Genomic DNA, 21,688 nt, shown 5'->3' with positions numbered 1-21,688 from the left:
CGGTAACCCACCCGGGTGACATCGAACCGTGTGAACCTGCACCGCTCGGTGCCGGCGCAGCATCGGCCATCGCCCGGCGGGCCACCCACAGCACGAGGCTGACGTGCGGCTTCACCCAGGTGCGACACGGGCGGATCCGACACCATCTGTGTAGCAGTCAGCAACAGGCCGTCGAACGGATTTCACGATCCGGTCACGTTTGGCGCGGGAGGACCACCGCCACGCGCGCCGCCCACCGGGCTGTCCGCCGGGCTCAGGGTCCGGTGGTCGGGTTCGCGGTGGACTCGGCCCGCAGGCCCCGGCAGTACTCCTCGACGTGTTCCGCGCCGCCGGCCGCGACCACCAGTTCGTTGAAGGCGGGGGTGCGCAGCGCCTTCTCCCGCTGCCGTTCCGACTTCGCCAGGTAGGCCCGACAGAGCCCCGGACGGTCCGTGGTGTTGTCGGAGTTGCCGGGACCGACCTGTGTGGTGGCTTCGGGATTTGGTGTCACCGGCGCGTGGGGCGTCGGCGACGGTGGGACGGTGGCGGCATCACCGGTCGGGCCGTCGGCTCGGGCGGTCGAGGGGGTCGGAGCAGTCGGAGCGTTCGGAGCCGCGGCCGGCTCTGCGGCGGGTTTCCCGGTGGGGGTGCCCACACTGGTGCTCGGTACGGGCGCGGCCGGACTGGTGGTGACAGCCGGGGGCGACGGCGGACCGGCGCGGTCCAGGCCGACGGCGGCCAGGGCGGCGCCCGCGGTGGCGGTGGCCGCCAGCCCGGCGATCCAGGCCACCGCACCGGCGGTGAATCCCCGGTGCCGTCGTCGCCGGGTCGCCGAGACCGCGCCCGCTGGCCGGTGGGCGTCGCGGAACGCCGCGACGGCGGCCTCCTCGCCGGCAAGTTCCCGCTCTCGGGCCGGAGCGGCGGCAGCCCGCAACAGGTCGGCGAGCGGGTCGGCCGGACCCGGTGCCGGCCGTGTCGACCGGGCATCAGCGGCGGTGTCCAGCAGCCGTTCGTGGTCGGCGCGCAACGACCGGCGCAGCATCTCCCGAAGTTTGCGCATGTCAGCCGTCCACCGGCTCGGCCTGGGGCGGCAGGCCGGCACGTTGGCGCGGCCGAGCGTCACCGGTCGGGACGGTCGGGACGTCGTCCGACCCGGCCGAGGTGGTGGCCGCCCCGCGCTGGTCCAGCAGCAGCGCGAGTCGTCGCAGGCCACGGTGAGCGGCGGTGCGCACCGCACCGGCCCGACGGCCGAGCACCCGTCCGGCGGTCTCGGCGTCGAGCCCGATCACGGCGCGCAGCAGGACCGCCTCGGCCTCCCTCGGCGGCAGGCTGGCGATCATGGCGAGCGCCGCCTCGGTCCCGAGGCTCTCCCCCGCCCGTTCGGCGGTGTCCGCGTCCCCGGCCATCTCGCTCAGTTCCTGCACCGGCACTGGCAGCGCCGGTCGACGGCGTTGCCGACGGAGGTGGTCCATGGCCCGGTTGCGCGCAATGGTGACGGCCCAGGCACGGAACTCGCCACCGGTGAAGGTGGGCAGGTCGCGGGCGACCTGCAACCAGGTCTCCGAGGCGACGTCCTCGGCGTCGGCCCCGACCAGGGCGGTCAGGTAGCGCAGGAGCCCGGGCTGGAGGCTGCGGTAGAGATGACGGAAGGCGTCCTCGTCACCGGCGCGGGCGGCCTCGACCTGCCGGCTCAGTTCGCCGGTCATGACCGCACCGTCGCCGACCACGGTGCCGCGGTGACGACGTCCACCGAGCGGGCAGGTGTCATCGCGGCCGGTTCCACGCGCCGGACCTCGATCCGCACCCCGCCCCCGTCGACCTGAACCGAACCGGGCCCGTGCGGCCCGGTAGCGGATTCTCGCCGACAATGTCGGGGACCACAACCCGAACCCGCGCGCCACCAACTGCCCGGAATCGGATCCACGTCGGGAGCCCTGACGCTCCGTTCCGGCGCGGTCACTGCGGGACGTCAGCGGTCGGCGGTCGGCGGTCGGCCCGGACATGGCACCGGTACGGCCCGACCCGCCGACGCGCCGTCCGAGCCGGCTGTGGGTACGGTGGTGCCGTGTTGTCTTCGGAGGTCGTACTCAGCGGTCGGTACCGCTTGGACGAGCGTGTCGCCACCGGCGGCATGGGCGACGTCTGGCGCGCGACCGACCTGATCCTCGGGCGGCAGGTGGCGGTCAAGGTGTTGCTGCCCTCCCTCGTCTCCGACCCCGACTTCATCGCCCGGTTCCGCGCCGAGGCACGGATCATGGCAGCGCTGCGGCACCCGGGGATCGTGCAGGTCTACGACTGCGGTGAGGACGACCTGCCCGACGGTGGCCGGGCCGACTACCTGGTCATGGAGTTCGTCACCGGCCAGCCGCTGTCGAAGCGGATCGAGGCCGAGGGACGCCTGGACGTGGGCGTGGCCATGTCGGTGGTGGCCCAGGCAGCCCAGGCGTTGCACGCCGCTCACCTGGGCGGGATCGTGCACCGCGACGTCAAGCCGAGCAACCTGCTGATGCAGGAGGACGGCACCGTCGTCCTGGTGGACTTCGGGGTCGCCCGGTCGACGAATGTCACGAGCATCACCAGCACGAACGCCGTCCCGGGCACCGCGCTCTACATGGCTCCCGAGCAGGCCGCCGGGCGACCGGTCTCCGGAGCGACCGACCTGTACGCGCTCGGCGCGGTCGCCTACTGCTGCCTGACCGGCAGCCCACCGTTCACCGGAGACAATCCCCTCCAGGTCGCCGTCCGGCACCTCGACGACCCTCCGCCGGAACTACCGCACGACATCCCGGAAGCGGTGCGGGTGCTGGTCGACCGGGCGTTGGCCAAGGATCCCGCCGACCGGTTCAGCAGCGGCGCGGCGATGGCCGAGGCGGCCCGGGCGGCCGTGTCGGAGAGCACCCTGCCCACCACGGTGGTCCCGATGGCCACGGCGCTGCGCGACGCGGGGCCGGACACCCGCACCGGACTGCCGGTGGTCGACCCGCCACCGGGTCGACGACGCCGCGGCAAGCTGGTGGGTGCGCTGACCGCCGTGCTGGTCGGGATGACGGCGCTCGGTGCGGCGCTCGGTGCCACCCGGGATGCGAACACACCCGCGGTGAAGCTGCCCACCACCGCACCGGTGGTCCAGCCCACCGACGAGGAAGAGGCGCCACCGAGCCCGCAGCAGAGCGCACCGGCGCAGGTGCCGTCGCTGCGTCCGGCCGCCTCGACGACCCGTCCGACCGGTTCACCGTCGCAGGAGCCGTCCTCGCCGCAGCCCACCGAGTCGATCGAGTCCCCGTCACCGGAGCCCACGACACCCACTCCGGAACCGGAGCCGACGGGCTCGTCGAGCAGCCCCACCCCGCCGGTGACTCCCACCTCGGCGGCGCCCACCACCACGCCGCCAGCGGACACACCGCCCGGCACCGGTGACGGAACGGAAGGCTGAGTCCCACCGGTCGCACCGCTCCCGAAATTCCCGAAACGGACGTCCGGCGCCACACCGCGCTCTAGGCTCCTCACCAGCAGTTATCTCCTACTGTTCGGGAGTTCGGGTGAGCGTGGAGAAGTTGGTCGTCGTCGGCCAGGGTTACGTCGGTCTGCCGCTGGCCATGCAGGCCGTCGAAGCCGGCCTGCACGTGGTCGGCCTCGACGTCGACGCCGACCGGATCAAACGGCTCGCCCTGGGCGAGTCGTTCGTGTCGGACATTCCCGCCGACCGGCTCGGCCGCGCCCTGGCCAGCGGCCGGTACCAGCCGAGCACGGAGTACGCCGACGCCAAGGACTTCGACATCTGCGTCATCACCGTGCCCACTCCGCTGCGCGACGGCACCCCCGACCTGAGCTTCGTGGAGCAGGCCGGCACAGGAATCGGGCCGTACCTGCGCCCCGGTTGCACGGTGGTGTTGGAGTCCACCACCTACCCCGGCACCACGGAGGAGTTGCTCCGCCCGCTGCTGGAGTCGGCCAGCGGGCTGCGCAGCCCCGGAGACTTCCACCTCGGGTACAGCCCCGAACGCATCGACCCGGGCAACCCGACCTGGCGGTTGGCGAACACGCCGAAGGTGGTGTCCGGAGTGGACGCCGCCGCATTGGCCCGGGTCGACTCGTTCTACCGACGGCTGGTGGAGCGGACGGTGCCGGTGGACTCGACCCGGGTGGCCGAGCTGACCAAGCTCATCGAGAACACCTTCCGCCAGGTCAACATCGCCCTGGTCAACGAGCTGACGATGCTCTCGCACCAGTTGGACATCGACGTCTGGCAGGCCATTGAGGCAGCCGAGACGAAGCCGTTCGGCTTCATGCCGTTCCGGCCCGGCCCCGGTGTCGGCGGGCACTGCCTGCCGATCGATCCCTGCTACCTGTCGTGGCAGGTCAAGCGCCGCCTCGGCCGGCAGTTCCGGTTCATCGAGCTGGCCAACGACGTCAACCACGAGATGCCCGAGCACGTGGCGCAGCGGGTGATGGCCGGGTTGAACCGTTCCGGACGGGCGGTCAACGGCGCCCGCCTGCTACTGCTCGGGCTGGCGTACAAGCGCAACACCGGCGACATGCGTGACTCGCCGGCCGTCGAGGTCGCCCGGCGGCTACGGGAACTCGGCGCCGAGGTCCGGGCGGTCGAGCCGTACGCCGAGGCACACCACCTTCCCGACGGGGTGCTGACGGTGGATCTGACCGAACGCGAACTGCGCGAAGCCGACGGTGTCGTGGTGGTCACCGACCACGACGTGTTCGACTACGACCTCGTGGTCCGGCACGCCCGATACGTCTTCGACACCCGCAACCGCTGCACCGGCGCGACCGTGGAACGCCTCTGAACCGTGCCGCCACGAACCCCAGCGCCGCGGTCGACGACGCCTCGGTGACGATGTGACGGTGGTAATCGCTCGACCACACCGGACGGTCACGCGACGCCCCCTCCGGGTCGAGGTCGGCGCGCTTGCATGCCGCCACAATGGACGAGAAATGTGATCTGCGTCACATCGATGGGTCTCGACTCGGAGTAGGGTACGGCCAACGTCACTCCCCCTCTCGAAGGGCGTCGCCGATGGTCGGAATGACCCTGCCACGGGGGCGGCAACTGCGAATCGTCAGTGTGGCCGCCACCGGGCTCCTTCTCGCCAGCATGGCCGTTGCCTCGCCCGGCAACGCGCAACCGGTCTCGTCAGCCGCCACCGAGGCCGCCGCTGCGGCCGTCGAGGCACCGCTCGGTGTCGACGAGATCGCCAGCAGCCCCAACCTCAAGCTGATCGCCAACCTGCCGAAGCAGGCGCCGTTCAACACCACTGCGGCGCTCGGCACCGACATCGCCTTCCAGGGCAGGTACGCGTTCGTCGGCAACTACGACGGCTTCGTGATCTACGACATCGCCAGGCCGAGCAGACCGACGATCGTCTCCCAGGTGCTCTGCCCCGGCGCGCAGAACGACATCTCCGTCTACGGTGACCTGCTCTTCCTGTCGACGGACGCGTCACGCAGCGACGACTCGTGCAGCAGCGTCTCCCAGTCCGCCACGATCAAGGAATCGTGGGAGGGCATCAAGGTCTTCGACATCAGGGACAAGACCAACCCCCGGTACGTCAAGGCGGTCGAGACGGCCTGCGGCTCACACACGCACACGCTGGTCCCGGCGAAGAACAAGAAGTCGGTCTACCTGTACGTCTCGTCGTACAGCCCGAACGCCACCTTCCCGGACTGCCAGCCGCCGCACGACTCGATCACCATCGTCAAGGTGCCGCTGAACAAGCCGACCGACGCGGCCGTCGTCGCCACGCCGAACCTCTTCCCCGACGGCGGTTACGAGGGTCGGACGGGTGGCTCGGCGACCTCGGGCTGCCACGACATCACCGCGTACCCGGCGAAGGACCTCGCCGCCGGAGCGTGCATGGGTGACGGGGTCCTGCTCGACATCAGCAAGCGCGAGGCGCCACGGGTGCTGCACACGGTGCGGGACACGACCAACTTCGCGTTCTGGCACTCGGCCACCTTCAACAACCGCGGCACCAAGGTCGTCTTCACCGACGAGCTGGGCGGTGGCGGCGGCGCCACCTGCAACGAGGCCGTGGGCCCGGAGCGCGGCGCCAACGCCATCTACGACCTCACCGGTCGCGGCGACAAACGCAAGCTGGAGTTTCGCAGCTACTTCAAGATCCCCCGGACCAACGGCGACACCGAGAACTGCGTGGCGCACAACGGCTCGCTGATCCCGGTTCTCGGCAAGGACATCATGGTCCAGGCCTGGTACCAGGGCGGCGTCTCGGTGTGGGACTTCACCAACTCCCGCAAGCCGAAGGAGATCGGCTACTGGGAGCGTGGCCCGCTGTCGGAGAGCCAGCTCGTCGTGGGCGGTTCCTGGTCGGCCTACTACTACAACGGACACATCTACTCCTCCGACATCCAGAAGGGGCTCGACGTGCTCGAACTCAACGACTGGCGGACGTGGACGGCCAAGCTGGCCCACTTCCGTGAGTTGAACGTCCAGACCCAGCCCAGCTACCTGAGCTGGTAGGACCACCGCACCGACCGGGTCCGGTCGCTCCGACACCGGGTGGCCGGGCCCGATCGTGTTTCCTCCCACCCGTCCCGGGTACCTCGTCCGTCACGCAGGAAAGGGGTGTGTGATGACGCGCAACGAGTACCACGTGGTGCCCGACGGCGGTGGCTGGAAGGTCGAGCAGGGCAGCACCGTCGTCGGCACGTACGACACGAAGCAGCGGGCGGTCGAGGCCGGGCGCCAGGCGGCACACGGCAACGAGCCGAGCCAGCTCGTGGTGCACACCGCGGACGGAAAGATCGAGACCGAGTACACCTACCAGGACGACCCGTACCCGCCCGCCGGCTGACCGGCCACACCGACGGCGGCCTGCCCGCCTATCTCCCCGGTGGGGTGGTGCTGCCCACCGGGGAGCCTCAGCGGCTGTTCGCGCTGCTGATCGGTACCAACGTGGCCCCCGGTCGTTCAGACCCGCCGCACCGGTAGCTGCAACTCGGTGACGCCCTTGTCGGCCTCTTCGGGCCAGTACTTCACGTAGAGCTCGCGGGCGTAGCCGTCCGGCCGCCAGTCGTTCTCCTCGATCCAGCGGGCCAGCACCTGCAGGCTCCGGTCGGCCGTGTCCATCGACCCGTGGTGGATCGTCGTCGCCGCCGTGATCGCCGGCAGCTCCACCACCGCGACGTCACCGGCCGCCGCCAATCCCTCCTCGATTCCCACACCCGCGTGCACGACGACACCGTCGCCGTCTTCCGCCCGGTCGTACCAGGCCAGCGCCGGCCCGGCCGGGTTGACCCCGGCGGTCTCCAGCCGGCGGAACAGCTCCGGGTAGAGCGGGGTCAGCACCGGGCCGATGTCCGCACCGTCGTAGCTTCGGGCGACCTCGCTCAACTCCGCCACCCGGATCGGCGGGATCTTCTTGATCACAACATCCTGGCTGGTCATCCGACCCTCCGTTTCGATCATATGGAGCCTCGCCTCCACGCTGGACAGTCGGGCGGTGTCGGCCGCCAGCTGCGCCTCCAGTTGAGCACGGCGCAACCGCAGCATGCCCCGCAGCTCGACCAGGTCGACGGCGTCGTCGAGGATCGCCCGCACCTGAGCCAGAGTGAGCCCCAGGTCCTTGAGGGCGATCACCCGGTTCAGCCGGCCCAACTGGTCCGCCGTGTAGTAGCGGTAGCCGCTGTGCGGGTCGACCGCGGCGGGCGGAAGCAGGCCGATGCTGTCGTAGTGCCGCAGCATCCGTACCGACACCCGACCGAGGCTGGCGAAGTCTCCGATGGTGAACATGGTCCCTCCACGGTCGGCGCTGACACCGTGTCAGAGTCAACCGTGGCCCATCGGGTCGGGCAACGAGTCAGCCGGGCAGTGGGGCCTCGTCGCCGCGGTTGCGGCGGGGGGACACCAGCCGGCGCATGATCGGGGTGGCGTTCCACTTCGCCGCACCGACCAGGTCGCGGGCGTGTTCGAGCACGGTGTAGTCCGGTCTCGCCCGGCCGGCGGCGAGCGCGGCGTCCAGGTCGTTGCCGCAGCGCGTCAACACGCTGTCGAAGTCGCGGCGGACCGGCTCCAACAGGTGGTAGCCGAACGAGCGGTGCACCCGGGCGAAGAGCGGCTTGTACAGCCGGGCACGCTCGTGCAGCCCCGAGGAGTACGACATGGGATTCTTCGGCCGGCGCCGGATGTAGTCGGGCAGCAGGTCGGCGAAGGCCCGGCGGACGATCCACTTCTCCTGGCCGTCACGGAGCTTCAGGTCGATCGGCAGCCGCATCGCCAACTCGACGAGCGCGAGGTCGAGGAAGGGCACCCGGGCCTCGACGCCGAAGGCCATGCTGGTCCGGTCGACCCGCTGCAACTCGGTCCGGCACAGGTTGCGGATCTTGTGCAGGAAGAGTCGTCGGGACGCTTCCGGACCGACCTCGTGGTACATGGGGTAGCCACCGAACAGTTCGTCCGAGCCGTCGCCGGTGAGCACCACCTTGACGCCCAACTCCCGCAGCCGCCGGAAGATCGGCACCGAGACGACCGCGTTGATGATGTCGCCGTACTCGGTCAGCTCGGAGATCCGGATCGCCTCCCGCACGTCGGCGAGCCGGATGTCACGCGGACGCAGCTCCACCACCTCGTGCGCCACGCCGAGGTCCTTCGCCAACCGCCGGGCGTACGCCAGATCCGGGCTCTGCGGCACTCCGACCGTGACGGCGACGCAGTCCGGATGCAGCTGTGCGGCGTGCAGCAGCGCCAACGAGCTGTCCAGTCCACCGGAGAGCACCACGCCCACCGTGAGGTCGGTGTCCAGCCGCACCCGGAGACTGTCGGTGAGGGCGGCACGGACGAGCAGGGCGGCCTCGTCCGGATCCGCCACCACCGGCAGGCCCGCGCCGAGGGCGAGCAGGTCCACGTACGCTCGCAGCCGGGGGTGGCCGTCGGCGTCGGTCCAGCCGTGGTGCCCCGGCGGCACCTCGGACACCGGTGCCCCCAGCCGGACCAGCGCCTTGACCTCGCTGGCGAGGTGCAGACATCCCGGCGTCCGGGCCCAGTACAGCGGCTTCACACCGAGTGGATCCCGGACCAGGTACGCGCGCCCGGTGGCCCGTTCCACCACGGCGAAGGCGTACTCGCCGCGCAACCGGGTGACCATCCGCTCGCCCCAGTGCTCGAACGCGGCGAGCACCACCTCGGTGTCGCTGACGCCGCGGAACCGGTGACCGAGAGCGGTCAGCTCGGCCCGCAACTCGTGGTGGTTGAAGACCTCGCCGTTGTAGCAGAGCAGCCAGCGCTCGTCGGCGGAGACCCAGGGCTGCACCGCGCGCTCACGGTCCACCACGCGCAGCCGCCGGACCCCGGCGAGCAGACCGCTCTCGTGCCGCGTCTCGGTCACCTCGCCCCGTGGCGCGAGCGTGTCGAGCATCCGGCGGAAGATCGCCGGATCCGCCTCCGGGCCGATGCAGAGCATGATCCCGCACATCGCTCAGATTCCCATCTCGGCTTCGTAGGCCCGGCGCAGCCGCAGGGTCGCCGACGGCGCGAGGCAGAGGTGCCACGCCTGCCCCTCGTCCACCACATTGATCTCGCCCGCCCGCTGCCGGTTCAACAGCAGCCCGGCCAGGGTGTCCCGGACCCCGAAGCGGTCGAACCAGGCCATCTCCACGTCCACCGCCCAGCCCAGACAGTGGCCGCTGGGCACCATCGCGGCGTATCCGAGACGCCGCAACCGGTACTGGTGTTCCGCGCTACGGACCAGGCTGGTCACCCACAACGGCGGGGTGCCCGCCGGGGTGGCGGCGGCGAACTCGCGACCGATGTCGTTGAGCAGGGCGATCACCTCACGCCGGGCCCGGCGGAACAGCAACCCGGCGGTACGCGGAGTGGCGTCGGGCAGCATCCGGCGGCGCAGCGCCCGTACGCCCCGACCGACGACCGTGCGAGGCTGCTCGGTGTACTGGAACCGCAGCAGCCCCCGCCGCCGCAACCACTCCAGGTCGACCAGTTCGGCGCTGTGGTTGACCTCCGTGTCGGTGAGGAAGGTGGCGGCGTCGCGCCACCACATCACGTCGATGCGCGACAGCAGGTAGATGCGCACCAACGCGGCCAGGTCTCCGGCGGAACTGCGCTCGTTCGGCTGGTAGCGGGCCATCTCCAGCAGCAGGGTCTCGCGGGCGCCGATCAACCCCTGGGAGGTGGCGTCGAGCACCTGCATGATGGCGGGTTCGCGCAGCCGCTGGTCGATCAGCACCTGTCGCGCCTTCGCGCTGCCCGTTCCGGCGAGGGCGCTCACCTCCACCAGGAGCTCGGCCACGGCGTCGCGGTAGGCCGCCAGGTCGGGCGGAGTGGCGAGCGGACGCACCGTCCCTCGGGGCCGGCGGCGGGCCGGAGTGACGGGCGGACCGGGCCGATGTCCCGGGCTTCGGCTGGGCACTCGCATGATCGGTCCTCTCTGCCGCCGCGATGATCGCCTGTGACAGAACGTAACGGCACCGATCCGGATTAGTGCGAGCAATACTCCCGTATCCCCCTAAGGCGTGGCAGACCGCCCGGGTTGCCGCCTTGGAGCCTCACCGGCGGGCCGATCACAACCAGCCGTTGTCCCGCGCGATCCGCAGCGCCTCCGCACGGGTTCCCGCGTCGAGCTTCTGCACCGCCAGGGCGAGATAGTTCCGCACCGTCCCCGGCGACAGGTGTGCCCGGCGGGCGATCGCGGCGACCGGGGCGTCGTCCCCGGAGAGCCGGAGCGTCTCCAACTCACGCGGGGTCAGCGGGCAGGGCGGGATGGTGAGCGCGTCCGCCGCCAGGGCCGGGTCCACGTACCGGCCACCCGCGTGCACCCGGCGGATCACGTCGGCGAGCGCGCCCCCGGGCGCACCCTTGGGCAGGTAGCCGCGGGCACCCGCGGCGAGCGCGCGGGTCAGGTGGGCCGGTCGGCCCTGACCGGTGAGGATGACCACCGCACACTCCGGTAACGCCCGAGCCAGCTCGGTGGCGACCTGGAACCCGTCCCGCCGGGGCATGGTCAGGTCGATCACCGCCACGTCAGGTCGATGGGCAAGAGCCGCGGTCACCGCCGCCTCTCCGTCAGCGGCCTGGGCGACGACCGACAGATCCTCCTCAAGATCGAGCAGTGCGGCGAGAGCGGTACGGATCAACTCCTCGTCGTCGGCCAGCAGGACACGGATCATACGGCCGTCGGTACCGTCGCCTCGAGGGTGAACACACCGTCCGCGCAGCGGGTGCGCAGTCGCCCGCCGACCCCGGCCAGGCGGTCGGCCAGACCACGTAGTCCGTGGCTGTGCCGGTCCGGCGCCGCCGTGGCGGGCGCCCCGTCATTGGTCACGATCATCCGCGTCACCTGTTCCTCCTGCGTGAACTCGATCCGGCACCAGCCCGCCCGGCTGTGTCTGAGCACATTGGTGCCGGCCTCCCGGAGCACCGCCGCGAGCTGGGTCGCCGCCTCGGACGACAGCTCACCGTCGGGCGCCACGACGGTGCACCGCACCCCGGACGAGCGCAGCACCTCCCCGACGGCGGTGAGCTGCTCGGTCAGGTCGATCCGACGGTAGCCGTGCACCGTACGACGCAGCTCGGTCAGGGCCGTGGCGGCCAACCGTTGCGCCTCGCCCGCCGCCCGACCCGCACGAGCCGGGTCGCCCGCCGCGAGCCGGGCGGCCAGCTCGGACTTGAGGGCGATGACGGTCAGGTGATGTCCGAGCAGGTCGTGCACGTCGGCGGCGAAGCGCAGCCGCTCCTGCGCGGCGACCAGCCGGGCCTGTGCCGCCCGTCCCTGTTCGGCCTGCACCAGCAGCCGCCAGAACCACACCTGGAAGCCGTTGACCAGCGCGATGCCGACCCCGATGGAGCCGGTGAGCAGCATCGACCGGCTGACGGAGGCGCCGGTGAGCATGGCCACCGCCCCGGACACCGCGACGGTGGCCAGCGCCGCCGGGATCACCAGCCGCAGCGGTACGAGCAACGCGAGCCCACCGACGATCGCCGCGCCGAGCCAGGCCCAGGTGGGCCACACGGCACCGGCGACCGGCGCGACGAGCGGCACGCTGAGCACCGCCACCCCGGCATACCCGGCCACCAACCATCGACGCAGTCTGCTGGGCGGAGCCGGGGTGACCGTCGCGTACAACGCCACCGCCAGCACCAGCGCGAACGCGGACAGCCCGACCGTGCCCGCCACCACCTGCCAGGCGTCCGGTTCCCGGGTCAGCCCGACCGCCGGCAGCAGCAGGGTGGCGGCCATGCCGGAGGTGAGGGACACCAGGGTCGCGGCCCGAGCGCGGGACAGCGTCCGCCCGTTGCCCGCCACCAACGCGTCGGTCACCACGGTCGCCAGGGTAGAGCGCGCCGCCACGGCGGTGGACCCGTCGGTTCGCCCGAGCCGGCCGGGCGTTTCACCCGGCCGACCGGTGACAGCACGGGGATGGTTGCCACGCACGGCCGCCACCAGGCTCGGTGACATGGCAGAGCTGACAACCGCAGTGACACCGACCGTTTCCGATCCCAGCTGTTCGGAGACCACCACGTCCAGACGTCCGGCCAGGACCGGTCGGGCCGCGCGGTTCCGGCCACTGGCCCGGCACCTGCTGGAGATGGTGCTGGCCATGGTGGCCGGCATGCTGGTGCTCGGTCCGGCACGAGCCGCCCTGGGTACGGCGCTCGGGCTCGCCCCGGCCTCGCCGGGTGTCGGCGCGCTGCTCATGGCCACCGACATGAGCATCGGCATGGCCGTCTGGATGGCGTACCGCGGGCACTCGACCACCCTGATCGGCGAGATGGTGCTGGCCATGTACGCGCCGGTCCTGCTCCTGCTGGCCGGTCACCGGGCCGGGCTGCTCGACGCGGACCTCCTGCTGGTCGGCGCCCACCTGGTGATGGTGCCGGCCATGGCGGCGGCGCTGCTCCGTCGCCGCGCCGAGTACGTCCGGCATCCGGACGCCCGGCCGGCCGTTCGGCACCCGTTGGTGCGGTTGGTGGCGCACCGCTGGCCCACCGGGCTGGCGCTGCTGCTGACCGCCGACAGCTGGACCACGCCGGGCCTGTTGGGCGCGTACACGCTGCTGGTCCTGCCGGTGGGCTACCTGGTGATCGGGACCCTCCGCCGACAGTGGGGCGCGCCCGGCAACCTCCGGCTCCAGCTCGTCGGCCTGGCCGGCTGGTCGACGCTGGCCCTGGTCGCCGCGCTGGTGGGCGGCGCTGCGGCGTACTGGTTGGTGGGGCTCGGCTGGTTGGTCCACGCGGCCTGGGACCTGTTCCACCACCGCACCCGGCGGGTGGTGCCACGCGCCTACGCCGAGTGCTGCGCCGTCATCGACGTCGTGCTGGGGATCACGATCATGGTGGCGCTGCTCACCGCCTGAGGGGCCGGTCAGACGTGCGGGGCCGTCGTCGGCGGCCCCGCGCACCTGTTCGGGTGGTCGCCGCAGAGGGCGGGTGGACGTGATGAAAAACTTGACCCATGAGTTCCACGCCCGTACTGCCCGACCCGTCCACCGAGTCGCCCGCCTTCACCGACCTCGGCCTACGGCCCGAACTGCTCGGCGCACTCTCCGCGCTCGGGTACGAGGAGCCCACGCCGATTCAGCGGGAGGCGATCCCGCCCCTGCTCAGCGGCCGGGACCTGCTCGGCCAAGCGGCGACGGGCACGGGCAAGACGGCGGCGTTCGCGCTACCGCTGTTGCAGCGGATGCCGGACGACCGGGCGGGCGACGACCCGCTCGCGCTGGTGCTGGTGCCGACCCGGGAACTCGCGGTGCAGGTCTCCGAGGCGTTCCACCGCTACGGCAAGGACCTCGGTGCGCGGGTGTTGCCGATCTACGGTGGGCAGCCGATCGGTCGGCAGCTGCGGGCGCTGGACGGCGGCATCGACGTCGTGGTGGCCACTCCCGGTCGCGCCCTGGACCACATCGCCCGGGGCACGCTGCGGCTGGGCAACCTCGCCACGGTGGTGCTCGACGAGGCCGACGAGATGCTCGACATGGGCTTCGCCGAGGACATCGAGGCGATCCTCGAACACACCCCCGAGCAACGGCAGACGGTGCTGTTCTCCGCCACCATGCCGGCGCGTATCGACGGGATGGCCCGAGCGCACCTGACCGATCCGGTACGCATCCTGATCGCCCGCGAGCAGCCGTTGGCCGGGGAGGCGCCCCGGGTTCGGCAGAGCGCGTACCTGGTGGCGCGGGCGCACAAGCCGGCGGCGCTGGGGCGCGTGCTCGACGTCGAGTCCCCCACGGCGGCGATCGTGTTCTGCCGCAGCCGGGAGGAGGTCGACCGGCTCACCGAGACGATGAACGGTCGCGGCTACCGGGCCGAGGCGCTGCACGGGGGAATGAGTCAGGAACAGCGCGACCGGGTGATGGGGCGGCTCCGCGCCGGCACCGCCGACCTGCTGGTCGCCACGGACGTGGCGGCCCGTGGCCTCGACGTCGAGCAGCTCAGCCACGTGGTCAACTTCGACGTGCCGTCGGCACCGGAGTCGTACGTGCACCGCATCGGCCGGGTGGGCCGGGCCGGCCGCGAGGGTGTGGCGATCACCCTGGCTGAGCCCCGGGAGCATCGGATGCTCAAGACCATCGAACGGGTCACCGGGCAGCGGATCACGATCGACAAGATTCCCACGGTCGCCGATCTCCGGACCCGTCGGCTGGAACTGACTCAGGCCGCGCTGCGGGAGAGCCTGCTGGAGGACGACCTCGACCCGTTCCGGGTGATCGTCGAGACGCTCAGCGACGAGTTCGACCTGATGGAGGTGGCGCTCGCCGCGGTGAAGCTCGCTCACGAGGCGACCCTGCCCGGTTCGGACGAGGCCGAGGAGGAGATCCCACAGGTCGCGGTCCGCTCGCCCCGGGAAGGCCGGCCGTCCGGGTACGAGAGCCGGGGCGAGCGCCGGCCGTCGCGTCCCCGCACCGCCGGCACCACCCAGGTGTTCATCGGCGTGGGTCGGCGCGCCGGAGTGCGTCCACAGGATCTGGTGGGTGCGATCACCGGGGAGACCGGAGTCCGGGGCAGGGACATCGGCTCGATCGAGATCGCCGATCGCTTCTCGCTGGTCGAGGTGCCCGTCGCCGTGGCCGACGAGGTCATCGCCGGTCTTCGCGGCAGCACCATCAAGGGTCGTAAGGCCACCGTCCGCCGCGACCGCAGCTGAGCCCGGGAGTAAGGAAGGGCACCTTATTAACGCCTGGTGTATAGAGGGGAACCCTTCTCACCGCGCCACCCCAGCCGCTCGGCAACAGGCGCCACCCCTGCCGAGGCGGTGCCTGTCGCCGGACGCTCCTGTTAAGAAGGGGCCCCTGCTCTACCGCAGGCGTTAATAAGGTGCCCTTCCTTACACGTCATCAGGTGGTGGTGAGGTGCTGGCTGCTCAGGGACGCCGGGTCGATCTCGGCCGGGCGCAGCGCCAGGGCGAGCACGTCGGCGACGTCGGCCAGGACGTGCACGGTCAGCGCCTCGCGGACCTCGGTCGGCAGATCGTCCAGGTCCGGTTCGTTGCGGGCCGGGATGATCACCTCGGTCAGACCGGCCCGGTGGGCGGCGAGGAGCTTCTGCTTGACGCCGCCGATGGGCAGCACCCGCCCGGAGAGGGTCACCTCGCCGGTCATGCCGAACTCGGGGCGTACCGGCCGGCCACTGGCCAGTGACGCGAGGGCGGTGACCATGGTGATACCGGCGCTGGGGCCGTCCTTGGGTACCGCGCCCGCCGGGACGTGCAGGTGGATCCGCCGCCCGGCGAGGGCGTTCGGGTCCAGGCCGAGGCGGCGGCCGTTGGCGCGCAGGTAGGAGAGGGCGATGTGCGCGGACTCCTTCATCACGTCGCCGAGCTGACCGGTGAGGGTCAGCCCCGGCTCACCCTCCATGCTGGTCGCCTCGATGAACAGCACGTCACCTCCGGTGCCGGTGACCGCCAGTCCGGTGGCCACGCCCGGCACCGCCGTCCGCTCCGCCGACTCCGGCGTGTGCTTCGGCCGACCGAGGTAGCCGACCAGGTCGTCCGCGCCGACGCGGAGCGGCGTCGAGTCGTCGGTCAGGGTGACCGCGACCTTCCGCATGATCTTCGCGAGGGCGCGCTCGAGTTGCCGTACGCCGGCTTCCCGGGTGTACTCCCCCGCGATCCGGCCCAGCGCCGAAGCGTCCACATCGATCTCGTCGGCGGTCAGTCCGGCCCGCTCCCGTTGCCTTGGCAGCAGGTGATCGCGGGCGATGGCGACCTTCTCGTCCTCGGTGTACCCATCCAGAGTGACCAGTTCCATCCGGTCCAGCAACGGGCCGGGGATGGCCTCCACCACGTTGGCGGTGGCCAGGAACAGCACATCGGACAGGTCGAGGTCGACCTCCAGGTAGTGGTCCCGGAACGTGTGGTTCTGGGCCGGGTCGAGCACCTCCAACAGGGCTGCGGCCGGGTCTCCGGCGTACCCCACGGAGAGCTTGTCGACCTCGTCGAGCAGCACCACCGGGTTCATCGAGCCCGCCTCGCGCAGCGCCCGGACGATCCGGCCGGGCAGCGCGCCCACGTAGGTGCGCCGGTGTCCGCGGATCTCCGCCTCGTCGCGGATGCCGCCGAGGGAGAGCCGGACGAACTTCCGGCCGAGCGCCCGGGCGACCGACTCGCCGAGGCTGGTCTTGCCGACGCCGGGTGGGCCGGCCAGCGCCAGCACGGCACCGGAGCCGCGCCCACCGACGACGTCGAGCTGACGCTCGGCGCGCCGGTTGCGCACGGCGAGGTACTCCAGGATGCGGTCCTTGACGTCGGCCAGACCGGCGTGGTCGGCGTCGAGCACGGCCCGCGCCGCGGCCAGGTCGGTGTTGTCGGTGGTACGCGTGCTCCACGGCATCTCCAGCACCGTGTCGAGCCAGGTACGGATCCAGCCCGCCTCCGGGGAGGCGTCACTGGCCCGCTCCAACTTGCCGACCTCGCGCAGCGCCGCCTCGCGTACCTTCTCGGGCAGCTCGGCGGCCTCGACGCGGGCCCGGTAGTCGGCCGAGCCTTCCGGGGCGTCCTCGCCCAGTTCCTTACGGATCGCGGCGAGCTGCTGGCGCAGCAGGAACTCCCGCTGCGACTTCTCCAGCCCCTCGCGGACGTCGGAGTTGATCTGCTCGGTGACCTCCTGCTCGGCCAGATGGTCCTTGACCCAGCCGACGAGCAGTTCCAACCGGGCGGTGACGTCCGGTGCGGCGAGCAGTTCGGTCTTCTGCCCCAGGCTCAGCCAGGGCGCGTAGCCGGCCGAGTCGGCCAGCTCGGAGAGGTCGGTCATCCGTTCCATCGCGTCGATGACCTGCCAGGCGCCACGCTGCTGGAGCACGGAGGTCATCAGCGCGCGGTACTCACGGGCGAGTTCGCGGGCCCGACCGGCCGGGGCGGGTTCGTCGATCTCGGTCGCCTCGACCCAGAGGGCGGCGCCGGGGCCGGGCACACCGGAGCCGATGCGGGCCCGGGCGAGGCCACGGATGACGGCGGCCGGCTCGCCACTGGGCAGTCGCCCCACCTTCTCGATCGTGGCGATCGCGCCGACGGAGCCGTATTCGCCGTCCAGACGCGGCACGGCCAGCAGCTTGCGATCTCCCGTGGCCCGGGCCGCGTCGACTGCGGCCTGGGTGCTCGGGTCGAGGGTCACCGGGATGGCCATTCCGGGCAGCAGTACGGCGTCGGTCAGTGGAAGTACCGGAAGAGTTGCCATCGAACACCTGCCATCGCATTGAGTTGAGCGTGTCTGACTCAAGTCACGTTGGACTCCGGTTGTTCCGCGATGTGAGCTAGTACACGATGCGGCGGCACCCCGGGCGATGGTTCCACCGCCCATCGGATGACCGCGCCCACGCCGAGCAGATCCAAAATCGGGGATTTCGATGCCGCGCAAAACGCGAACCGCCGTAGCGGACGCTTTGTTGCGCAATTGGCGGATGATCAGTCAAACTTTGAGCACACCCCGTCGGACACAGGGAGTAATCGACGATGGCCAAACAAGTAATCACGGTGCTGACGGACGACCTCGATGGCGGAAAGGCCGACCGTACGGTCGAGTTCAGCCTGGATGGCGTGGCGTACACCATCGACGTTTCCGACGAGAACGCGGGTGTCCTGCGTAAGGCGTTGGATCCGTTTATCAATGCCGGCCGGCGCCTCGGCCGTGGTGCCGGCGACGCTGGCCGCAACCCGCGTCGCAGCCTCGGTTCGGGCACCCCGGGAATGAACCGTGAGCAGAACCGCGCCGTCCGCGAATGGGCTGTCCGGAACGGCTACAAGATTTCCGAACGCGGTCGGATTCCGGTCGAGGTGGTCGAGGCGTACAAGAACCGGTGAGCAGCGGTTTGTCGCTGTGGCACGGTTAGTGCCAGCACCAGAGCAGGGTTACCCAGCTTTCCAACATGCGGCGGGGCCGCCCGGACAATTCCGGGCGGCCCCGCAGTTCACCGTCGGCTCACGGCCTCGGCCTTCGACCTCAGTTGACCTGGATACGCACCGCGTCGAAGGCGGGGGTCTGGTTGGCCCGCTCCGACATCGGGATACGGTGCGAACCGTCGCCGGCCCACACTGCGCACTGTGCGGTACCGGAGTCCGGCAGGCCCGGAATCTGGATGGTCACCTCGTCCGGCTCGGCACCGCCGCCGCCGTCCTCGGTGGCCACGAAGAAGGCCGGCACCGGCTCAGGCGCGGGCGCCTCGTTCGTGTTGTTCAGCATCCGGCAGGCGGTGTGGAAGTGTCCACGGGTCATGCCCTGCCCGTCGAGCAGCGAGCTCTCCAGGTAGTAACCGCCCTGGCCGGCCGGCAGGAACCGGTCCCGGACGAGGTTGCGGGTGCTGACCCGGATCGAGAAGCCCTCGTTGCGGTTGATCTGCTGCGGGAAGTCGGTGATCAGCAGTGACGGGTTGTTGGCCGCTGCGCCCACCTCACCGAAGGCGGTGCTGATGCAGCGGTTGCCGTTCTGGAAACCGTCGTGCCGCTGCAGCTGGCTGTTGTCGCAGTTGTTCGCCAGCACGTCGAGGCCGTTGTTGTTGCCGCCGTTGTTGTCACCACCGTTGTTGCCGCCGTTGTTGTCACCACCGTCGGTACCGCCGTTGTTGCCGCCGTCGTTGTTGTCGACCGGCTGCACCTGACAGGTGGCGAGATTGGCCAGACCACGCGGCCGGGGGCCGAACCGGTCGATGGCGGTCGTGATCCGGCCGAGGGTCGCCCGACGCTTGCTGGCCAGCGGGTCGAGAATGGCGCTACGGATGAACCGCTGGCCTCGGTCGCCCTCGGCGGCGAGTCGCGCGTCCGCCTCGGTGATCTGGGTCTGCAACGCGTTCAGGTTACGGTCCACCTCGGCGCGGGCCCGGTCGGGCACCTGCGGGAGCCGGCTGACCACGTCCGGGCAGGCCACCGCGAAAGCCCCGGCGGTGGTACCGCCGGTGCCGTTGCGGGTCTCCTGGCACTCCTCGATGGTCTGCTGACCGTCACCCCAGTGGTTGACCACCCAGCGACCGTTCTGCCAGGTGCGAGTCGTGGTGACACCGCGAGCGGTCGGCGCGGTGGCGCCGGGGCTCGGTGCGACGCATTCGGCCGCCACCGGTCGCTTCTGCTGGTTTGACCGTCGGTCACCGGCCGACGAGATCTGGGTCACGGCGACGACGCCGCCGAAGACAGCGAGCGTGGCGCCAACGGCCAGGAGTCGCTTGGTCCGCGCGTTACCGGATGGTCGGCGCGACCGGGTTGACCTGCGCATCGAATTGCTCTCCTTCTCGATCCGGTTCCTGATTCGTGACTCGACGGACCGAACGGAATCTTGTTGGCACGCTCGACGGGGACCGCCTGAACGCGCCGGTGGCACGTCGACAAACGACGATGCCCTTTCCGCACCGTCTCCCGCGCCTGCCGGTGCGGGTTGGGGAGATCCTGTCCATTCCCGGTGAGGTACGGGCCTGCTTCGGCGGTGGTTCAAAGGCCGCCAACTTTTTTTCGATGTTTCTTTCTGCGCCCGGTCGGTGACCGTGCGCCCTCGCCCGGTTGACTCAGGGCGCGGTCAGCTGGCAGAGATGGTCATAGGCGAAGTCGCCGACGAGTTCCACGCGACGATCCCGTAGCCGCCGAATGTCGGCGAGCAGATCCTCACGCGACATCAGCGACGGCGCGCCGGCCTCGATCGTCCGCAGCCGCTCACCGACGGCGAGGACGGCCAGGTCCTCGGCGAACCGGGCGGGTTCGACGCCGCAGGAGACGTCGAACGCCTGCACGGTCACCCGTTCCAGCAGCACACCGCCCGGGCGGACCTCGGCCCAGCTCCAGCCCTCGACCGGGCCCCGCGCCCAGCGCACGTGCAGTCCACGCAGGATGGGATCGGTCAGCCGTCGGACCACGTACGCTTCCACCGCCTCGGCCCGGGCGAGTGCGCCGAGGTCGTTCACCGCGCCCTCACGTCCGTCGGGCAACCGGCCGACGATGTCCCGGAATCCCACGGCCGGCACGTCCGAACCGGCGGCGCCGGCGACGTAGCGGCGGGCGTCGACGACGTACGCGACGATCCGTGGCCCGTGTCCGGCGGTGCGCAGGGTGGCGGAGACGACCCGCAGCAGCGGCAGGCCGATCGCGGCGGTGACGGCCTCCGTGGTCCGCTCGGCCCGCCTGGCGGTGGCATCGGTCGACGGTGACCGGAACTCGACGGCGAACTCGGGCCGTCCGGTCGTCGCCGTGCAGACCACGTGGTCGAACAGCGTCCGGCTGGCCGTGTTCCACTGGCTCGCCGTGAGGCCCGGTGGACGTCGCCGGACGATCTCGCCCAGACGCAGCCCGGCGTGCACCCGCTGCTCCCCGCGAACCAGCACGGGGCCCCGCCCGGCGTCCTCCGGCACCGGCGACAGTCCGTGGTCGTGGTCACCGGTCATCGTCGTACCCATGAATCCCTCCCCCTGCCGGCCGGGCCGGACACTGGTGTGCGAGCAGGTCGACAAGGGTTTTCCTCGCGCCGGCCGACCGAGTCTAGGTTGACGATCATGCCGGCGGCTGCATCGGTCGCGGGTCCTGGTGAACACGGGCCGAAGGTCCCGGTCGGCACCGGCCCGCCGGCCCTGACCGCCGCGCACGCCCCGGGCGTCCAATAGAAGTGCCACCGGGACACGCGGTGCGAAGCAGAGAAGGGACGTGGACATCATGACCGCGATGATCGAGCGGAACACCGCCGCCGCCGAGGCCCCGGTGGCCGAGACCAGCCAGGAGCAGAACCTCCGGATGCGGGCCACCCGCTACCTGCTCGCCGGCCTCCGCCTGGCGCTCGGTTGGATCTTCCTCTGGGCCTTCCTGGACAAGGTGTTCGGCCTGGGCTTCGCCACCGAGGGGAAGAACGCCTGGATCAACGGGGGCAGCCCGACCAAGGGCTTCCTCAGCTTCGGTGCCACCGGCCCGTTCCAGGGCTTCTACAACGGCATCGCGGGCGCCGCCTGGGCTGATTGGCTCTTCATGATCGGCTTGGCCGCCATCGGTACGGCACTGCTGGTCGGTATCGGGGTCCGCGTCGCCGCCGTGGCCGGCGGTCTGCTGCTGGTGCTGATGTGGACGGCCGTCCTGCCTCCCCCGAACAACCCCTTCATGGACGACCACCTCATCTACGCCGGCGTGCTGGCCCTGCTCGCGGTGACCAACGCCGGCGACACCTGGGGCCTGGGCCGCACCTGGGCGCGGCTGCCGATCGTCCAGCGGTTCGGCTGGCTCCGCTGACTTCGATCACCTCCCCCGCGCGGCGGGCGTCACCTACCGGTGAC

Annotated in this window: 18 protein-coding genes; 8 read left to right on the top strand and 10 right to left on the bottom strand. The window is 71.1% G+C overall.

Annotated elements, in window-relative coordinates; translation table 11 throughout:
• Nucleotides 1-253: 253 nt before the first annotated feature.
• Both Vlu01_RS05400 and Vlu01_RS05395 read right to left on the bottom strand, forming a co-directional pair.
• On the bottom strand, nt 254-1,039 hold the full coding sequence (locus tag Vlu01_RS05400; RefSeq protein WP_203994846.1) for a hypothetical protein: 786 nt from the start codon (nt 1,037-1,039) through the stop codon (nt 254-256).
• Between the two features lies 1 nt (nt 1,040).
• Nucleotides 1,041-1,685, bottom strand: a complete 645-nt coding sequence (locus Vlu01_RS05395) for an RNA polymerase sigma factor (RefSeq protein ID WP_239095711.1) — start codon at nt 1,683-1,685, stop codon at nt 1,041-1,043.
• A 359-nt stretch (nt 1,686-2,044) separates the two neighbouring features.
• Between Vlu01_RS05395 and Vlu01_RS05390 the strand changes: the two genes are divergently transcribed.
• The 4 genes from Vlu01_RS05390 to Vlu01_RS05375 all read left to right on the top strand — a co-directional run bounded on the left by Vlu01_RS05390 (nt 2,045) and on the right by Vlu01_RS05375 (nt 6,806).
• The gene (locus Vlu01_RS05390) at nt 2,045-3,412 is read left to right on the top strand and encodes a serine/threonine-protein kinase (protein ID WP_203994844.1); all 1,368 of its coding nucleotides are present in this window, start codon (nt 2,045-2,047) and stop codon (nt 3,410-3,412) included.
• A 106-nt stretch (nt 3,413-3,518) separates the two neighbouring features.
• Entirely contained in the window at nt 3,519-4,781 is a 1,263-nt protein-coding gene (locus Vlu01_RS05385) for a nucleotide sugar dehydrogenase (protein WP_203994835.1), read from the top strand.
• A gap of 308 nt (nt 4,782-5,089) precedes the next feature.
• Nucleotides 5,090-6,472, top strand: a complete 1,383-nt coding sequence (locus tag Vlu01_RS05380) for an LVIVD repeat-containing protein (protein WP_203995403.1) — start codon at nt 5,090-5,092, stop codon at nt 6,470-6,472.
• A 112-nt stretch (nt 6,473-6,584) separates the two neighbouring features.
• On the top strand, nt 6,585-6,806 hold the full coding sequence (locus Vlu01_RS05375) for a DUF2188 domain-containing protein (RefSeq protein ID WP_203994831.1): 222 nt from the start codon (nt 6,585-6,587) through the stop codon (nt 6,804-6,806).
• Between the two features lie 116 nt (nt 6,807-6,922).
• Here Vlu01_RS05375 and Vlu01_RS05370 read toward each other — a convergent pair whose 3' ends face one another.
• From Vlu01_RS05370 to Vlu01_RS05350, 5 genes are all read right to left on the bottom strand, one after another.
• Nucleotides 6,923-7,744 carry a MerR family transcriptional regulator gene (locus Vlu01_RS05370; RefSeq protein ID WP_203994830.1) on the bottom strand — a complete coding sequence of 274 codons (822 nt, stop codon included), beginning with the start codon at nt 7,742-7,744 and terminating at the stop codon, nt 6,923-6,925.
• Nucleotides 7,745-7,811: 67 nt separating this feature from the next.
• Complete coding sequence (locus Vlu01_RS05365) at nt 7,812-9,422, bottom strand: asparagine synthetase B family protein (protein ID WP_203994829.1); 1,611 nt, start codon at nt 9,420-9,422, stop codon at nt 7,812-7,814.
• 3 nt (nt 9,423-9,425) lie between these two features.
• Complete coding sequence (locus tag Vlu01_RS05360; RefSeq protein ID WP_203994828.1) at nt 9,426-10,379, bottom strand: DUF5715 family protein; 954 nt, start codon at nt 10,377-10,379, stop codon at nt 9,426-9,428.
• Nucleotides 10,380-10,524: 145 nt separating this feature from the next.
• On the bottom strand, nt 10,525-11,130 hold the full coding sequence (locus tag Vlu01_RS05355) for a response regulator transcription factor (protein WP_203994826.1): 606 nt from the start codon (nt 11,128-11,130) through the stop codon (nt 10,525-10,527).
• Nucleotides 11,127-12,284 carry a sensor histidine kinase gene (locus Vlu01_RS05350; protein ID WP_239095710.1) on the bottom strand — a complete coding sequence of 386 codons (1,158 nt, stop codon included), beginning with the start codon at nt 12,282-12,284 and terminating at the stop codon, nt 11,127-11,129. The genes Vlu01_RS05355 and Vlu01_RS05350 overlap by 4 nt, the downstream gene beginning before the upstream one ends.
• 133 nt (nt 12,285-12,417) lie before the next feature.
• Between Vlu01_RS05350 and Vlu01_RS05345 the strand changes: the two genes are divergently transcribed.
• Together Vlu01_RS05345 and Vlu01_RS05340 are read left to right on the top strand one after the other, a co-directional pair.
• Nucleotides 12,418-13,317 (top strand): DUF6010 family protein, encoded by a 900-nt coding sequence (locus tag Vlu01_RS05345; RefSeq protein ID WP_239095709.1) that lies wholly within the window; start codon nt 12,418-12,420, stop codon nt 13,315-13,317.
• Between the two features lie 98 nt (nt 13,318-13,415).
• Complete coding sequence (locus Vlu01_RS05340; protein ID WP_203994824.1) at nt 13,416-15,107, top strand: DEAD/DEAH box helicase; 1,692 nt, start codon at nt 13,416-13,418, stop codon at nt 15,105-15,107.
• A 190-nt stretch (nt 15,108-15,297) separates the two neighbouring features.
• Here Vlu01_RS05340 and lon read toward each other — a convergent pair whose 3' ends face one another.
• Nucleotides 15,298-17,634: an endopeptidase La gene (lon, locus tag Vlu01_RS05335; protein ID WP_203994821.1), complete on the bottom strand. Its 2,337-nt coding sequence runs from the start codon at nt 17,632-17,634 to the stop codon at nt 15,298-15,300.
• Between the two features lie 275 nt (nt 17,635-17,909).
• Between lon and Vlu01_RS05330 the strand changes: the two genes are divergently transcribed.
• Complete coding sequence (locus Vlu01_RS05330) at nt 17,910-18,257, top strand: histone-like nucleoid-structuring protein Lsr2 (RefSeq protein WP_203994819.1); 348 nt, start codon at nt 17,910-17,912, stop codon at nt 18,255-18,257.
• Between the two features lie 139 nt (nt 18,258-18,396).
• Here Vlu01_RS05330 and Vlu01_RS05325 read toward each other — a convergent pair whose 3' ends face one another.
• The gene (locus Vlu01_RS05325) at nt 18,397-19,659 is read right to left on the bottom strand and encodes a hypothetical protein (RefSeq protein ID WP_203994818.1); all 1,263 of its coding nucleotides are present in this window, start codon (nt 19,657-19,659) and stop codon (nt 18,397-18,399) included.
• A gap of 286 nt (nt 19,660-19,945) precedes the next feature.
• Nucleotides 19,946-20,827, bottom strand: coding sequence for a PDDEXK family nuclease (locus tag Vlu01_RS05320; RefSeq protein WP_239095708.1), 882 nt, complete (start codon nt 20,825-20,827; stop codon nt 19,946-19,948).
• Between the two features lie 253 nt (nt 20,828-21,080).
• Here Vlu01_RS05320 and Vlu01_RS05315 point away from each other — a divergent pair, with 253 nt between their 5' ends.
• Entirely contained in the window at nt 21,081-21,644 is a 564-nt protein-coding gene (locus Vlu01_RS05315; protein WP_203995396.1) for a DoxX family membrane protein, read from the top strand.
• Nucleotides 21,645-21,688 lie beyond the last annotated feature (44 nt).

This window comes from Micromonospora lutea, assembly GCF_016863535.1.
In the GTDB taxonomy this organism is placed as follows: domain Bacteria; phylum Actinomycetota; class Actinomycetes; order Mycobacteriales; family Micromonosporaceae; genus Micromonospora; species Micromonospora lutea.
The sequence above is the reverse complement of the archived record's forward strand: the minus strand, read 5'-3'. Positions and strand labels throughout refer to the sequence as shown.

Bases quoted from the DNA above. Each gene is read 5' to 3' on its own strand.
- Vlu01_RS05400 (WP_203994846.1), bottom strand. From the start codon at position 1,039: ATGCGCAAACTTCGGGAGATGCTGCGCCGGTCGTTGCGCGCCGACCAC.
- Vlu01_RS05395 (WP_239095711.1), bottom strand. From the start codon at position 1,685: ATGACCGGCGAACTGAGCCGGCAGGTCGAGGCCGCCCGCGCCGGTGAC.
- Vlu01_RS05380 (WP_203995403.1), top strand. From the start codon at position 5,090: ATGGCCGTTGCCTCGCCCGGCAACGCGCAACCGGTCTCGTCAGCCGCC.
- Vlu01_RS05375 (WP_203994831.1), top strand. From the start codon at position 6,585: ATGACGCGCAACGAGTACCACGTGGTGCCCGACGGCGGTGGCTGGAAG.
- Vlu01_RS05370 (WP_203994830.1), bottom strand. From the start codon at position 7,744: ATGTTCACCATCGGAGACTTCGCCAGCCTCGGTCGGGTGTCGGTACGG.
- Vlu01_RS05365 (WP_203994829.1), bottom strand. From the start codon at position 9,422: ATGTGCGGGATCATGCTCTGCATCGGCCCGGAGGCGGATCCGGCGATC.
- Vlu01_RS05360 (WP_203994828.1), bottom strand. From the start codon at position 10,379: ATGCGAGTGCCCAGCCGAAGCCCGGGACATCGGCCCGGTCCGCCCGTC.
- Vlu01_RS05355 (WP_203994826.1), bottom strand. From the start codon at position 11,130: ATGATCCGTGTCCTGCTGGCCGACGACGAGGAGTTGATCCGTACCGCT.
- Vlu01_RS05345 (WP_239095709.1), top strand. From the start codon at position 12,418: ATGGCAGAGCTGACAACCGCAGTGACACCGACCGTTTCCGATCCCAGC.
- Vlu01_RS05340 (WP_203994824.1), top strand. From the start codon at position 13,416: ATGAGTTCCACGCCCGTACTGCCCGACCCGTCCACCGAGTCGCCCGCC.
- lon (WP_203994821.1), bottom strand. From the start codon at position 17,634: ATGGCAACTCTTCCGGTACTTCCACTGACCGACGCCGTACTGCTGCCC.
- Vlu01_RS05330 (WP_203994819.1), top strand. From the start codon at position 17,910: ATGGCCAAACAAGTAATCACGGTGCTGACGGACGACCTCGATGGCGGA.
- Vlu01_RS05325 (WP_203994818.1), bottom strand. From the start codon at position 19,659: ATGCGCAGGTCAACCCGGTCGCGCCGACCATCCGGTAACGCGCGGACC.
- Vlu01_RS05320 (WP_239095708.1), bottom strand. From the start codon at position 20,827: ATGGGTACGACGATGACCGGTGACCACGACCACGGACTGTCGCCGGTG.
- Vlu01_RS05315 (WP_203995396.1), top strand. From the start codon at position 21,081: ATGACCGCGATGATCGAGCGGAACACCGCCGCCGCCGAGGCCCCGGTG.